12 protein-coding genes are annotated in these 12,894 nt (G+C 66.6%); 5 read left to right on the top strand and 7 right to left on the bottom strand.

Features of this window, described 5'->3' with window-relative positions; genetic code table 11:
* Positions 1-132: 132 nt before the first annotated feature.
* The gene (locus FDT80_RS16315; protein WP_246039985.1) at positions 133-684 is read right to left on the bottom strand and encodes a peptidoglycan-binding domain-containing protein; all 552 of its coding nucleotides are present in this window, start codon (positions 682-684) and stop codon (positions 133-135) included.
* A gap of 63 nt (positions 685-747) precedes the next feature.
* Positions 748-1,131, bottom strand: a complete 384-nt coding sequence (locus tag FDT80_RS16310) for an OB-fold nucleic acid binding domain-containing protein (protein ID WP_138663391.1) — start codon at positions 1,129-1,131, stop codon at positions 748-750.
* A gap of 141 nt (positions 1,132-1,272) precedes the next feature.
* Between FDT80_RS16310 and FDT80_RS16305 the strand changes: the two genes are divergently transcribed.
* Positions 1,273-1,596 carry a 2Fe-2S iron-sulfur cluster-binding protein gene (locus FDT80_RS16305; protein ID WP_138663390.1) on the top strand — a complete coding sequence of 108 codons (324 nt, stop codon included), beginning with the start codon at positions 1,273-1,275 and terminating at the stop codon, positions 1,594-1,596.
* Entirely contained in the window at positions 1,596-2,342 is a 747-nt protein-coding gene (locus FDT80_RS16300; RefSeq protein WP_138663389.1) for an FG-GAP repeat domain-containing protein, read from the top strand. The genes FDT80_RS16305 and FDT80_RS16300 overlap by 1 nt, the downstream gene beginning before the upstream one ends.
* Before the next feature lie 176 nt (positions 2,343-2,518).
* Here FDT80_RS16300 and FDT80_RS16295 read toward each other — a convergent pair whose 3' ends face one another.
* Both FDT80_RS16295 and purD read right to left on the bottom strand, forming a co-directional pair.
* Entirely contained in the window at positions 2,519-3,946 is a 1,428-nt protein-coding gene (locus FDT80_RS16295) for a hypothetical protein (protein WP_170311909.1), read from the bottom strand.
* Between the two features lie 577 nt (positions 3,947-4,523).
* Entirely contained in the window at positions 4,524-5,789 is a 1,266-nt protein-coding gene (gene purD, locus FDT80_RS16290; protein WP_138663387.1) for a phosphoribosylamine--glycine ligase, read from the bottom strand.
* 80 nt (positions 5,790-5,869) lie between these two features.
* Between purD and xseA the strand changes: the two genes are divergently transcribed.
* Positions 5,870-7,453 (top strand): exodeoxyribonuclease VII large subunit, encoded by a 1,584-nt coding sequence (gene xseA, locus FDT80_RS16285; protein WP_138663386.1) that lies wholly within the window; start codon positions 5,870-5,872, stop codon positions 7,451-7,453.
* A gap of 19 nt (positions 7,454-7,472) precedes the next feature.
* On the opposite strand, the gene FDT80_RS16280 is transcribed toward xseA, so the two are convergent.
* The gene (locus FDT80_RS16280; protein ID WP_138663385.1) at positions 7,473-7,877 is read right to left on the bottom strand and encodes a hypothetical protein; all 405 of its coding nucleotides are present in this window, start codon (positions 7,875-7,877) and stop codon (positions 7,473-7,475) included.
* A gap of 32 nt (positions 7,878-7,909) precedes the next feature.
* A complete protein-coding gene (locus FDT80_RS16275; protein ID WP_138663384.1) occupies positions 7,910-8,968 on the bottom strand; it encodes an alkane 1-monooxygenase in 1,059 nt (352 codons plus the stop codon).
* Between the two features lie 200 nt (positions 8,969-9,168).
* Between FDT80_RS16275 and FDT80_RS16270 the strand changes: the two genes are divergently transcribed.
* Positions 9,169-10,869, top strand: a complete 1,701-nt coding sequence (locus FDT80_RS16270) for an NAD(P)H-dependent oxidoreductase subunit E (RefSeq protein ID WP_138663383.1) — start codon at positions 9,169-9,171, stop codon at positions 10,867-10,869.
* Positions 10,870-10,975: 106 nt separating this feature from the next.
* Positions 10,976-12,325, top strand: coding sequence for a signal recognition particle-docking protein FtsY (gene ftsY / locus FDT80_RS16265; RefSeq protein WP_138663382.1), 1,350 nt, complete (start codon positions 10,976-10,978; stop codon positions 12,323-12,325).
* Positions 12,326-12,347: 22 nt separating this feature from the next.
* Here the strand turns inward: ftsY and FDT80_RS16260 are convergent, their stop codons facing one another.
* Entirely contained in the window at positions 12,348-12,842 is a 495-nt protein-coding gene (locus tag FDT80_RS16260) for an MgtC/SapB family protein (protein WP_138663381.1), read from the bottom strand.
* Between the last annotated feature and the right edge of the window lie 52 nt (positions 12,843-12,894).

The following is a 12,894-nucleotide window of genomic DNA, read 5'->3' as shown; positions in this document are numbered from 1 at the left end:
TGTTCGCAGCCGGGGGGCAAGGCGGCCTGAGCCGTTGGGGCCGGGACCGGCCTGCGACATTCCACGGTTTCGGTTCGGCAGGCCCGCGCGCGGTTGCTCGGGCGGGGGCTCGGGCTCAATCTCGGGCTTGCCTCATCCGCCGGTCGGTTGTCTGACCGCGACCAGGCCCAGCTTACGCGCGGCGGCCAGCGACAGGATGCCGCTGTCCAGCCCCTCGGGCGCTTGGTAGCGGCGCACCGCGGCGCGTGTGCCGGCATCCATCACCCCGGTGATGGCGCCGCGATACAGGCTGCGGGCCTGCAAGGCGCGTTGCAGGCTTGAGACGAATTCCACCGTCAGATCGGCATCGCAGGGCGCCTCGAACCAGGTGTCCCGACGCGGGCGCACGATGTTCTGGCGGGTCTCTGTCTTGTAGATCGCAGGCTGCCGGATCACGCCCTCGGTTGTCACCTCGGCGGGTTGCAACAGCACCTGTACGGTCACCGTCTCGATCGTGGCGGGGCTGACGATCTTGCCCCAGCAGGTGCCGGGGTCGGCCCCCGGCGGGGCGATTTCGGTGCTGCGCGTCACGCCGGGCTCTCTCAGCCCCGCGGCCGGGCTTGCGCCGGATATGTCACAGCCGCCAAGCGCAAGCCCCATCATCAGGGGCAGCGCCGTCATGCCGCGGAAAAATGCCTGTGTCATGGCCCAATGCCTTCTTGGGTCTTTTGAGAATGCGGCGACCCTAGCGGGTTCGGCGCGGCCTGCCTAGCGGCTTTCCGGATCGAGGGCGACCAGCGTGTCGAGCATGGCGGAAATATCCTCGATATCCTCGGCCAGCACATGGGTCACGCTGTGGGCGCGTTGCAATCGCCCCGTCACGCGCAACATCCGCCCCGCGATCACCGCGCGACGGAACCGTTCGTATATCTTGCGCCAGACGATCACGTTGACGACGCCGGTCTCGTCTTCCAGCGTGACAAAGATGACGCCCTTGGCAGTGCCGGGGCGCTGGCGCAGGATCACCAGCCCCGCCACGGTAATGCGCGCGCCCTCCGGCGGCTCGTCCAGCCGCGCGGCCACAAGGCAATGCGGCGGGCGCGGCCAGTCCGCGTGGCGCGTGGGAGGGCGGGGGGAGGACAGACGATGCATGTGAACAAATATAGAACAAATGCGCCGTATCACAAGCCGGAGAACGGGAGGCGCGACAAAGCGGCAAGGCTCGAAAAAGGGACTGGCGCGCCCTATATGGGGTCGGTACACAAGCATGACCACAAATACCAAGGGGGCCCTATGGCCAAGATCACCTATATCGAACACGGCGGCAAAGAGCATGTGGTGGAGGTTGCCAACGGCCTCACAGTGATGGAAGGCGCGCGCGACAACAATATTCCCGGCATCGAAGCCGATTGCGGCGGCGCCTGTGCCTGTTCGACCTGCCATGTCTATGTCGACCCGGCCTGGGCCGACAAGCTGCCCGCCAAGGAAGACATGGAAGAAGACATGCTCGACTTCGCCTTTGAGCCCGACCCCGCGCGGTCGCGGCTGACCTGCCAGATCAAGGTGAGCGACGCGCTTGACGGCCTCGTGGTGCAGATGCCCGAAAAGCAGATCTGATGCCGGCAGGGGCGCGGCGTCTGCTGGCCCGCCTGCGGGTCCGGCCCGCCCGCCGCGCGCTGCTGGTGGCGGGCCTGTGGCTCGCGGCGCCCGTGGCGGCCGATCAGATCAGTTCGGCCCGTTATGCCAATCCGACGCCGCGTTATGCGCATGGTGTTCTTGGCGACGCGATCGAGCATGGCACGCTTGTGCTGACGCTCGACACCGGCGCCACCCTGCGCATGGTCCTGCCGGAGACGTTGGTGTTCGAGGATACCGCACCGCGCTTGGCCGACCTTGACGGCGACGGCGCACGCGAGGTGATCGTGGTCGAAAGCAGCCTGACCCAAGGCGCCCGACTTGCCGTCTACGACGTCACGGGCCGCATCGCCGCCACGCCCCACATCGGGCGCAGCAACCGCTGGCTGGCCCCGGTCGGCGCGGCCGATCTTGATGGGGACGGCACGGTGGAGCTTGCGTATATCGATCGCCCCCACCTTGCCAAGACACTGCGCCTGTGGCGTTACGAGGCCGGGGCGCTGTCGCCGGTGGGCGACCTTGCCGGCTACACCAACCACCGTATCGGCGAGCGCGACATCGCGGGCGGGATCCGCACCTGCGCCGGCGCGCCGGAACTGATCGTTGCCACTGCCGACTGGACCCGGATCGTGGCGCTGCGCTGGTCTGCCGACGGCTTTACCCAAACAGACCTGGGTTCGCACGAAGGCCGCCACAGATTCGCGGCGGCGCTTGCCTGCGCGGAGTGATCAGACAGCGGGTGAGCGATGGGACGCCGTGTCGTCCCTGAATGCGCCCCCGCGACGGCACCGTATTATTGGCCGGCGGTCGCGACGTAAGAATGTCCAGAAGTGAAAACCGCCCCCGAAACGAAAAACGCCGCGCCCGGTTGCCCGGGCGCGGCGTCCTTAGTGATCTTAGGCGATTATTGAATTACGCCCATGACGTTATTGGAACCGGTTTGGGAAAACGCGGTGGTGTTGCCGTTGCCATTCTGCGCGACGGCCGCTTGGTTCATACTTCCGTCGGTGATGGCTCCGGTGATGGTGTTGCCATTGCCACGCTGCAGCATTGCGAAGGAATTGCTGTTGCTGTCGCTACCTGCGGCGCCAACTGTCAGCGACAGGTTGTTGCCCGATCCATGCTGCCACAGGCTGCCACGACGGAATGTTTGACCGGTAAGACCGTTCCCGAAATTGCGCGCTGTGCGAGCATCACCGGAGAAGTTGTCTGAGAAGCCGACCATATTGTTGCCGCTACCAAAAATATCGACGGCCATGTCGTTGCTGTTGCCAAAACGCTGCTCAGCATCGACGTAGTTGTTGTCGCCCATGACGGCGACACGCGCGTCGTTCCCATTGCCGTCAACTTCGATGTAGGTCTCGTTATCGTCACCGATCTGGCTTGAGGACACGTTATTTCCGTTCTGTTGAACCATCGCCAGTACGAAATTGCGATCGCCCAATTGTGCAAGTCCGACATTGTTTCCGATACCCGCGATGTCAGCCAGGGCAACCGTATTGTCGGTCCCGTCTTGGTACACGCCCATCTGGTTGTTTGAACCGGATATGGACAGAAGGCCCACATTGTTCAGAGACCCGTACTGGGTGACGCCGAATTGGTTGGAATTGCCGGTAATCAGCAGATTCATCGTGTTTTGGCCTTGGGTGACCGGGCTGTCGATCCCGGTGGATTTGCCCTGGATCAGTTCGCTTGTCGTGGCGGAACTGGCAGCAGCATAGCCGCTCAGGGCGCCGTTGCCGTTGTTGTCGCCTGAAATCACCGCGGTCAGTTCGTTCTCGTCAACATAGGCTGTCGACGTATCACCTTGGGTGACCTGCCGCACGACTGCAATCGTGTTGCCAGCGCCGTCCATGGTCACTGCAGCGATGTTGCCTTTCAGGGCGCCATTGCGCTCTTGCTTGACCGAACCGATTGCGTTGTTGTTGCCGCCGGTTTGGAGGATCACGAGATCGTTGCCAGACAGATTGCCCCGCTTATTGCGTGTCAACTGATCGACCTTGCCCACCGAGTTGCCGGATGACGACTGCGTGATGTCGGCTGTGTTCGAGAACAGGTTCTGGCTTTTCTGCACAAGGCCGTTGAGACCGATTTCGTTGCCGTTTCCGCTTTGCAAGATATCCAGGTCATTGCCAAACCCGGACCCTTCTGTGATCTGCTTCATCGTTTTGGCGGCAGAACCGGCGTCGTTGTTGGCACCGCTTTGCGTGACGAGCGCGTTGTTGCCTGTGCCTGTCTGCGACAGGTAAGCGTCGTTGCTTTGCGCATGCGCCGCAGTCATGGACAGGCCGAGAGCGGTGGTGCTCGCCAATGCAATTTTTATCAGTTTCATGGATTTTCCTCGTAGGTTGAATGTAAAGTGAACCGTCACTCGTAATGTTATGGCGTTGTCTGCGGTCTGCAGTGACTGCCTTTGCCGAACCCGCATCGCCAGATTAGCTGGCAGCATGGCCCGGGATCAGCACCATGAGTGAGGAGTGGAGCCGTCAAACTGGTCGACGTGAACAGACAAGAAATGTGCGTTTTCAATGTAAGCGACACTTATTACCTCCTCAAATCGACGTTAACTGTTCCGACACAATTTGTGGCACACGAGCGGAGGAAATGGCCATACCTTTGCACGATAAAGACATTTTTTTGCCAATATTGGCCGTAAATGCAACCCAAAGTTGTATTGCGGCTCAGGTTTGCAGGCTTGTTTCAGAAACAATGCAATAAATAAGGCAAATCTATGTCGTGCGGCTACACAGCGACGATTCGCTTCGTCGTTTGAAACCGCGGCCAGATGGTCTTATTCCCGTTTCCCTGGACCGACGGCCACGGAGCGGCCAGACAGCGACCTATTTAAGGCCGGGATCAGGCGAAAAGGCACCTTGGCGTTTGTGCGCGCCCGAAAAAAAGGCGCGCGATCAACCCAATGCGCGCCACCCGATGTCGCGGCGGCAAAAGCCCTGCGGCCAGTCGATGTCGTCCACCATGGCATAGGCCCGCTGCTGCGCCTGCGCCAGATCGTCGCCGCGCGCCGTGACCGTCAGGACGCGCCCGCCATTGGCGACGAAATGCCCGTCCTGCCGCGCGGTGCCTGCGTGAAACACCATGTCGAAACTGGTCTCGGGCAATGCCTCCAGCCCGCCGATGACGCTTCCCTTGTCATAGGCACCGGGATAGCCGCGCGCCGCCATCACGACGCAGAGCGCGTGATCCTCGGCCCAGTTCACCCGCGCCTGCGCCAGCCGCCCTTCGGCGGCGGCCTGCATCAGGTCGAGGGCCTGCGCCCCCAGCCGCATCATCAGCACCTGGCATTCCGGGTCGCCGAAGCGGACGTTGTACTCCACCAGCCGGGGCTGGCCGTCCTTGATCATCAACCCGGCATAGAGCACACCCTGATAGGGCCTGCCGCGGCGGGCCATTTCGGCCATCGTGGGCTTGATGATCCGGTCCAGCGCCGCGGCCGCGATCTCGTCGCTCAGCACAGGAGCGGGGGAATAGGCGCCCATGCCGCCGGTATTGGGGCCGGTGTCGCCGTCGCCCACGCGCTTGTGGTCCTGCGCCGTGCCGATGGGCAGCACGTCGGTGCCGTCGCACAGCACGAAAAACGAGGCCTCCTCGCCCTCCATGAATTCCTCGATCACCACTTCGGCGCCCGCGTCGCCGAACTCGCCCTCGAACATCGCGTCCACGGCGTCCAGCGCCTCTGCCACGGTCTCGGCGATGATCACGCCCTTGCCAGCCGCCAGCCCATCGGCCTTGATCACGATCGGCGCGCCCTGCGCCTCGACATAGGCGCGGGCTGCGGCGGCGTCGGTGAAATGCCCATAGGCCGCGGTGGGCGCGCCTGCCGCGTCGCAGATCTCCTTGGTGAAGGCCTTGGACGCCTCCAACTCCGCCGCCGCCTGGCTGGGCCCGAAAACCAGCAGCCCGGCATCGCGCAGCCGGTCGGCAACCCCCGCGGCCAGTGGCGCCTCTGGCCCCACGATGACGAAATCGATCGCGTTCTCCTCGGCAAAGGTCGCAACCGTGCCGCTGTCGAGAATGTCGATGCTGGCGCAATCCGCGATCTCGGCGATGCCCGCGTTGCCCGGCGCCACGATCAGCTTGTCGCACTTGGGGTTCTGCATCACGGCCCAGGCCAGGCTGTGTTCGCGCCCGCCGCCGCCGAGGATGAGAATGTTCATGGTGCACGCTCCGATCTGCTTGGCCTTGATTGCTGCGCGTTCTAAGCTGCCGATCAGCCTTGCACAAGAACGGACCGCCCATGGACCTGATCGACGACCCCGCCGAGGGCCTCAACAGCCCCGAATTCACCGTCACCGAATTGTCGGGGGCGATCAAACGGGTGATCGAGGCGGAATTCGGCCATGTCCGGATCAGGGGCGAGGTGGGGCGCGTGTCACGGCCCCGGTCGGGGCATATCTACCTCGACCTCAAGGACGACCGGTCGGTCATCTCGGGTGTGATCTGGAAGGGCGTCGCCGGGCGCCTGCAAACCCAGCCCGAAGAGGGCATGGAAGTGGTCGCCACGGGCCGCATCACCACCTTCGGCGGCCAGTCGAAATACCAGATCGTGATCGAAGACATCAAACCGGCGGGCATGGGCGCGTTGATGGCACTGCTGGAGAAACGCAAGAAGGCGCTGGAGGGCGAGGGGCTGTTTGATCCCGCGCGCAAGCGGGCGCTGCCCTATCTGCCCGACGTGATCGGCGTCGTCACCTCGCCGTCGGGCGCGGTGATCCGCGACATCCTGCACCGCCTGCGCGACCGCTTTCCGCGCAAGGTGCTGATCTGGCCCGTGGCCGTTCAGGGCGAGCGTTGCGCGCCGGAGGTGGTGCGCGCGATCGAGGGCTTTAACGCCATGACACCGGGTGGTGCGCTGCCGCGCCCCGACCTGCTGATCGTGGCGCGCGGCGGGGGTTCGGTCGAGGATCTCTGGGGGTTCAACGAGGAATCGGTGGCCCGCGCGGCGGCGGCCTCGCAGATCCCGCTGATTTCGGCCGTCGGCCACGAGACCGACACGACGCTGATCGACTTCGTCTCGGACAAGCGCGCGCCGACGCCGACCGCGGCTGCCGAACTGGCGGTGCCCGTGCGGCACGAATTGCTGGCCTGGCTCGATGGGCAGGATGCCCGGATGACGCGCGCGCTGAGCCAGGGGCTCGCGCGCCGCGATCAGCGGCTGCGCGACGTGGGCCGCGCCCTGCCGCGTGCCGACACGCTGCTCGATGGCCCGCGGCAGCGGCTTGACCGGGGGGCCGAACGGCTGGGTCCCGCGCTGATCGGCGGGGTGCAGCGGCGCAAGGTGCGTCTGGCGGATGTCGCGGGATCGCTGCGGCCCGCGATGCTGCGCCGCGCGGTCGATGCCGATCGCAAACGGCTCCGGGCGCTGTCGGACCGGCTTGGTCCGGCGCTGGCCCGCGCCGTGGCGGTCAAGCGCGACCGCTTCGCCACCCGCGCGCGCGGCTTTCGCCCGCAGGCGCTGGCACAGGACCGCGAGGCCAAGGCCGATCGCTTTGCCGATGTGATCGCGCGCCTGTCCGATGCGGGACAGCGGCAAACCCGTGGCTGGCGGCAAAAGATCGACGCGATGGACCGGTTGCGCGAAACGCTCAGCTACAAGGCGACGTTGCGGCGCGGCTATGCCGTGGTGCGCGGCGACGGTGCGGTCGTGACCGGCACCGAGGCCGCCCGCAAGGCCAGGTCACTTGAGATCGAATTCGCCGACGGGCGGATCACGGTCGGCGGCCCCGGCGCGGGTGGCAACAGCGGCACGCCGCCCCCGTCAAAGGCGAAATCGCCCGCCAGACCAGCCGCCAAAGCGCCGGATCAGGGATCGTTGTTCTAGGACGGGCCGGCCGGCGCCGTCAGACCCCGATGCGCGGACCGAGGCAGAGCATCTCTTCGCCCATGTCGTTCGCCTCGTAAAGCTCGGTGCCGGCGGGATCGTTCTCGAACCGGGCGATCAGGCCCTCCGCGCCCCGGTGGAAGGTCCAGCATTGCGGCACCGGGTTGTCCTCGTAGACAAAGCAGATCTGGCCCGCGTCCTCGTACCATTCGCCGTCTTTGCATTCGCCATCCAGAAACGACCATCGCACACGGCGGTCGTCCAGGTAGACCTCGGCGCCGTAGGGACGGCCCGACTGACCGAAGAACAGCGTCTTGCCGCGGGTGTAGGCATCGAATTCCTGCGCCGTCATGGCCTCCTGCGCGGCCAGCGGAAGCGACAGGAGGACGAGGGCGGCCAGAGCGGCGAGGCGGATGCGTATCATGGTTCGAAACTGACAGATTTCGCGCGCCGACGCTAGGCCGGGGCGGTGGCCGGCACCGCATCGGGCAAAGCGCCGCCAGCGCCGCGCCGCTGCCAGCGCGCCGCGCGGCCATCCATCACGCGCCGCCACAGCGGCGGCACCAGCGCAAGCGCCGCCATCACCGGCAGCGACCGGGGCAGCATCGGCATCGTCGCGGGGTCCAGCCGCAGCGCCGGATAGCTGCGCGCGGGGTTCTGGTGGTGATCGGAATGGCGCGGCGCGTTCAGCATCATCGCGCCGGAATACCAGTGCGGGGCGTTCCAGCTGTGCGCCGGGCCCATCGGCTCGGGCTTGCCGCCCGGCAGGATCGCGCGGCGCAGGCCATAGTGCTGGACGTAGTCTGACAGCATCAACTGCGCCTGCGCATAGACGGAGAGGCCGATCAGCGTCGCGATCCCGGCCCCGCCTGCCAGCGCCCAGGCGGCGGCCAGTGCCGCGACCGCGCCGCAGACGTATCCGACGTAAGGATGCGTCCAGCCCGGCGGCGGCGGCACCGCCCGCGCGCGGTGCCGCGTGTCGGCGCGCAGGCCCGCGATGAATTCCCCCGCCGCGACCCGCAACGCATAGCGATAGAACCCTTCGCCCAGCCGGGCCGAATTCGGGTCCTCGGGCGTCGCTGCGTGCACGTGATGCACGCGCAGATGCGCCGATACATGGTGCCCGTTGAGCAGCGACACATAGACCGCCACGCCAAGCCGACGGTCAAGGCGGTGCCGCGCATGGATCAGTTCATGCGCGTTCGAATTCGACACCTGCCCGACATAAAGCCCGCAACCCAGCCAGATCAGCGCCTTGTCCGCCAGCCCGAGATGCGCCGCCGTCATCGCCCACAGGCACAGCGCCAGAAGCGCGAAATGCGCCACCACGAGCCCGCGCGCCACGTGCCGCCCCTCGCCAGGGTGCCGGGCGGGCGCGGGCGGGCGCACCCGGTCGGCCAGCAGCACCCCAAGCGTGATCGACAGCACCCCCGCCAGCGGCCAGACCCCGCCGAATACGGCGGCCGCCGCCAGCAGAAGGGCAGGGGTCAGGCTGGCAATGGCGAACCAGGGCATGAGGCGGCTCCGTCAGGGGCAGGGGGACACAGTGACGTCATAGCGCGCAATCGCCGCCGGCAAAAGGCGGCACGCGGCCGCGCCGGCCATGGCCTTGCCGCGCAATTCGCATGACAACTGTCGCTTTTGATCGCATCCCGGCCGCCGATATTGTTAGGGTGCGCGCAACCGCACCGATCCCGCAGACAGGAGCCGCCCCGATGGCATTGGACAACCAGGACAAGACCCCCGGCAAAGGTGTCTGGAAATCAGGCACCGGCAAGGGACGCCGCCACCCCAAGGGCCGCCAGTTGCAGGACGATGCCTGGGACCAGGTGCGCGCGCTGTTGGGCGATGCGCCGCGCCGCCGCGATCTGCTGATCGAATATCTGCATCTGGTCCAGGACCGCTATGGCCACCTGTCCGCCGCTCATCTGCGCGCCCTGGCCGAGGAGATGCGGCTCAGCATGGCCGAGGTCTACGAAGTGGCGACCTTCTACGCCCATTTCGACGTGGTCAAGGAAGGCGAGACGCCGCCGCCCGCGCAGACGATCCGGGTCTGCGATTCGCTGTCGTGCGAACTGGCGGGCGCGCAGGCGTTGAAATCGGCGCTGGAGGAGGGGCTGGACCCTGCGGAGGTGCGCGTACTGCGCGCACCCTGCATGGGCCGCTGCGACACCGCGCCGGTGCTCGAGATCGGGCACAACCATCTTGATTTCGCCACGCCCGAGATGGTGCGCGACGCGATCGCGACGGGTGACACGCACACGCATGTCCCCGCCTACCAGGCCTATGCCGACTACGCCGCCCAAGGGGGCTACGAGACGCTGACATCGCTGCGCGACGGCGGCGATTGGGACGCGGTGCAATCGAAGGTCGCGGCCTCCGGGCTGCGCGGGCTTGGCGGCGCGGGTTTTCCGTCGGGCAAGAAGTGGGGCTTCGTGCGCGGCAACCCGGGCCCGCGCTACCTGGCCGTCAACGGCGACGAGGGCGAGCCGGGCACCTTCAAGGATCGCTACTACCTCGAGCGCGTGCCGCACCTGTTTCTGGAGGGCATGCTGATCGCCGCCTGGGCGGTGGAGGCCGAGACGGCATTCATCTACATGCGCGACGAATACCCCGCCGTGATCGAGATCCTGCGCCGCGAGATCAGGGCGCTGGAGGAGGCGGGCATCGTCGCGCCCGGTTATGTCGATCTGCGGCGCGGCGCCGGGGCCTATATCTGCGGCGAGGAATCCGCGATGATCGAATCGATCGAGGGCAAGCGCGGAATGCCCCGCCACCGCCCGCCCTACGTGGCGCAGGTGGGCGTGTTCGACCGCCCGACGCTGGTGCATAACGTCGAAACCCTGCACTGGGTCGCGCGGGTGTGCCGCGAGGGGCCGGACGTGCTGAGCGGCACCGAACGGAACGGGCGCAAGGGGCTGCGGAGCTATTCGGTCTCGGGCCGCGTGGCCAATCCCGGTGTGCACCTGCTGCCCGCTGGATCGACCATCACGGATATCATCGAGGCCGCGGGCGGCATGGCTCAGGGGCATGTGTTCAAGGCCTATCAACCGGGTGGCCCGTCCTCTGGCCTGTTGCCCGCCAGCATCGACGACGTGCCGCTGGATTTCGACACGCTGCAACCCTTGGGGTCGTTCATCGGGTCGGCAGCGGTTGTGGTGCTGTCGGATCAAGACAGCGCGCGGGCGGCGGCGCTCAACATGCTGCGGTTCTTCGAGGATGAAAGCTGCGGCCAGTGCACGCCCTGCCGGGTGGGATGCGAAAAGGCGGTCAAGCTGATGCAGGCCGACCGATGGGACCAACCGCTGCTGGAGGAGTTGAGCCAGGCGATGGTCGATGCGTCGATCTGCGGACTGGGGCAGGCCGCGCCCAACCCGATCCGGCTGGTGATGAAGCATTTCGCCGACGAAATCTGAGGCCCGGGCGCAACGGCGCCTGCGCCGTGATCCGGCGCTGGGCCTTTCCCTTGGCGCCGTCACGCCTTAGATGAGGGGAAGAGGCAGGCAGACAGGCGGACCGCGCATGGCGTTTTTCAAAAAGCTCAAGGACCGGATGTTCAGGTCGTCGTCGAAGATCGACGAGGGGCTGGAGGCGATTGTCGAAGAGGGCGGCGTCGAGGAATCCGGCGTCGAAGTCGCGGCACCGGTTGACGACGTGATGGAGCAGCCCGCCGGGGCCGCCGCGGAACTGCCGCAGGCGGTCGAGACCGATCATGCGCCCCTGCCGCCCGAACCTGCATCCGCGCCACGCGATGCGCGCCCCGCGCCGTCGCCCGCGCCCGCCCGGGACGAGGCGGCCCGGGCGCCAATGCCGCAACCTACGCCGGACCCGATGTCCGAACCAGCGCCGGAACCGCAGTCGAAAACAGAACCGAAAGCTGCGCCCGAGCCCGCGCCCGAGACGCCGCCGCCCGCCGCGCCCCTGCCGATGACCCCCGCCCCCGTGGCCGCCACGCTGGACGACACGACGCCGAAGCCCGCCAAGCCTGGGCTGTTCGGGCGGCTGATCGGGCGCGGTGGCGCCGCGCCGGTGGTGCGCCGGGTGCTGGACGACGACATGCTGGAGCAGCTCGAGGAATTGCTGATCTCGGCGGATATGGGCGTCGATACCGCGCTGCGCGTCACGGCCAACATGGCCGAGGGCCGATTGGGCAGGAAGCTGTCGGTGCAGGAGATCAAGGAGCTGATGTCGCAGGAGATCGCCCGCATCATGGAGCCGGTGGCCAAGCCGCTGCCGCTTTATCCTCGCACGCCGCAGGTGGTGCTGGTTGTGGGCGTGAACGGGTCGGGCAAAACCACCACCATCGGCAAGCTAGCAAGCCAGTTCCGCGCCGCCGGAAAGAAGGTCGTGATCGCGGCCGGCGACACGTTCCGCGCTGCCGCCGTCGAGCAGTTGCAGGTCTGGGGCGAGCGCGCGGGCGTACCGGTGCTGACCGCGCCCGAAGGGTCGGACCCCGCCAGCCTCGCCTTTGACGCGATGACCCAGGCGCAGGCCGATGGCGCGGACCTTTTGCTGATCGACACGGCGGGACGGTTGCAGAACCGTGGCGACCTGATGGAGGAACTGGCCAAGATCGTGCGCGTGATCCGCAAGAAGGACCCGACCGCGCCGCACAACACCTTGCTGGTGCTGGATGCGACGACCGGGCAGAATGCGCTCAATCAGGTCAAGGTGTTTCGCGACATATCGGATGTCTCGGGGCTGGTCATGACCAAGCTTGATGGCACCGCAAAGGGCGGCGTGCTTGTCGCGCTGGCCGACAGGTTCGGCCTGCCGATCCATGCCATCGGCGTGGGCGAGCAGATCGACGACCTGTCGCCCTTCGATCCGGAGGAATTCGCCGCGGCGCTGGTCGGGCTGGACCTGGCTTGAGCGGCGCAACCTATCGCCGCGATCAGTCGTCTTTCTGGCGCAGGCCGAAGGCCCGCTCGACCCGGCGCAGAACGGTCAGCACCACGATCACGATGGCCGCGGTCAGCGCCGCCAGCAGGATCTGCCCGGCACCGCAGGCCAACCCCACCGCCCCGGCCAGCCAGATCGACGCGCCGGTGGTGATGTTGCGCACCTGCCCGCCGGAGGTGATGATCAATCCGGCGGCCAGAAACGCGACCCCCGCCGTCACCGCCTCGATCAGCCTGAGCGGGTCGATGCGCATTTGCTGGGCGGTGCCGAAAGGCAGCTTGCCCAGTTCCTGCCCGATGATGATGAACAGACAGGCGGCGATCGACACGAGGATATGGGTGCGCAGGCCCGCAGGCTTGCGTCGCCATTCGCGCTCCAGCCCGATCAGCCCGGCAAACAGCGCCGCCGCCAACAGACGCGTGGCCGCAACGCCCAGCGGTACGACGGCGAACCCGTCGATCAGATCGGTCCTGATGGCGTCGAACATCTCCCCCTCCGACGAATGGTGCTATGATACAGCACCGCGTGCCGCATCGCAA

This window comes from Sulfitobacter sabulilitoris, assembly GCF_005887615.1.
GTDB lineage: Bacteria > Pseudomonadota > Alphaproteobacteria > Rhodobacterales > Rhodobacteraceae > Sulfitobacter_E > Sulfitobacter_E sabulilitoris.
Note: the sequence above shows the minus strand (reverse complement) of the source record. Positions and strands in the feature narration are given on the sequence as shown.

Bases quoted from the DNA above. Each gene is read 5' to 3' on its own strand.
- FDT80_RS16270 (WP_138663383.1), top strand. From the start codon at position 9,169: ATGGCATTGGACAACCAGGACAAGACCCCCGGCAAAGGTGTCTGGAAA.
- FDT80_RS16300 (WP_138663389.1), top strand. From the start codon at position 1,596: ATGCCGGCAGGGGCGCGGCGTCTGCTGGCCCGCCTGCGGGTCCGGCCC.
- FDT80_RS16275 (WP_138663384.1), bottom strand. From the start codon at position 8,968: ATGCCCTGGTTCGCCATTGCCAGCCTGACCCCTGCCCTTCTGCTGGCG.
- FDT80_RS16280 (WP_138663385.1), bottom strand. From the start codon at position 7,877: ATGATACGCATCCGCCTCGCCGCTCTGGCCGCCCTCGTCCTCCTGTCG.
- xseA (WP_138663386.1), top strand. From the start codon at position 5,870: ATGGACCTGATCGACGACCCCGCCGAGGGCCTCAACAGCCCCGAATTC.
- FDT80_RS16260 (WP_138663381.1), bottom strand. From the start codon at position 12,842: ATGTTCGACGCCATCAGGACCGATCTGATCGACGGGTTCGCCGTCGTA.
- purD (WP_138663387.1), bottom strand. From the start codon at position 5,789: ATGAACATTCTCATCCTCGGCGGCGGCGGGCGCGAACACAGCCTGGCC.
- FDT80_RS16305 (WP_138663390.1), top strand. From the start codon at position 1,273: ATGGCCAAGATCACCTATATCGAACACGGCGGCAAAGAGCATGTGGTG.
- FDT80_RS16295 (WP_170311909.1), bottom strand. From the start codon at position 3,946: ATGAAACTGATAAAAATTGCATTGGCGAGCACCACCGCTCTCGGCCTG.
- FDT80_RS16310 (WP_138663391.1), bottom strand. From the start codon at position 1,131: ATGCATCGTCTGTCCTCCCCCCGCCCTCCCACGCGCCACGCGGACTGG.
- FDT80_RS16315 (WP_246039985.1), bottom strand. From the start codon at position 684: ATGACACAGGCATTTTTCCGCGGCATGACGGCGCTGCCCCTGATGATG.
- ftsY (WP_138663382.1), top strand. From the start codon at position 10,976: ATGGCGTTTTTCAAAAAGCTCAAGGACCGGATGTTCAGGTCGTCGTCG.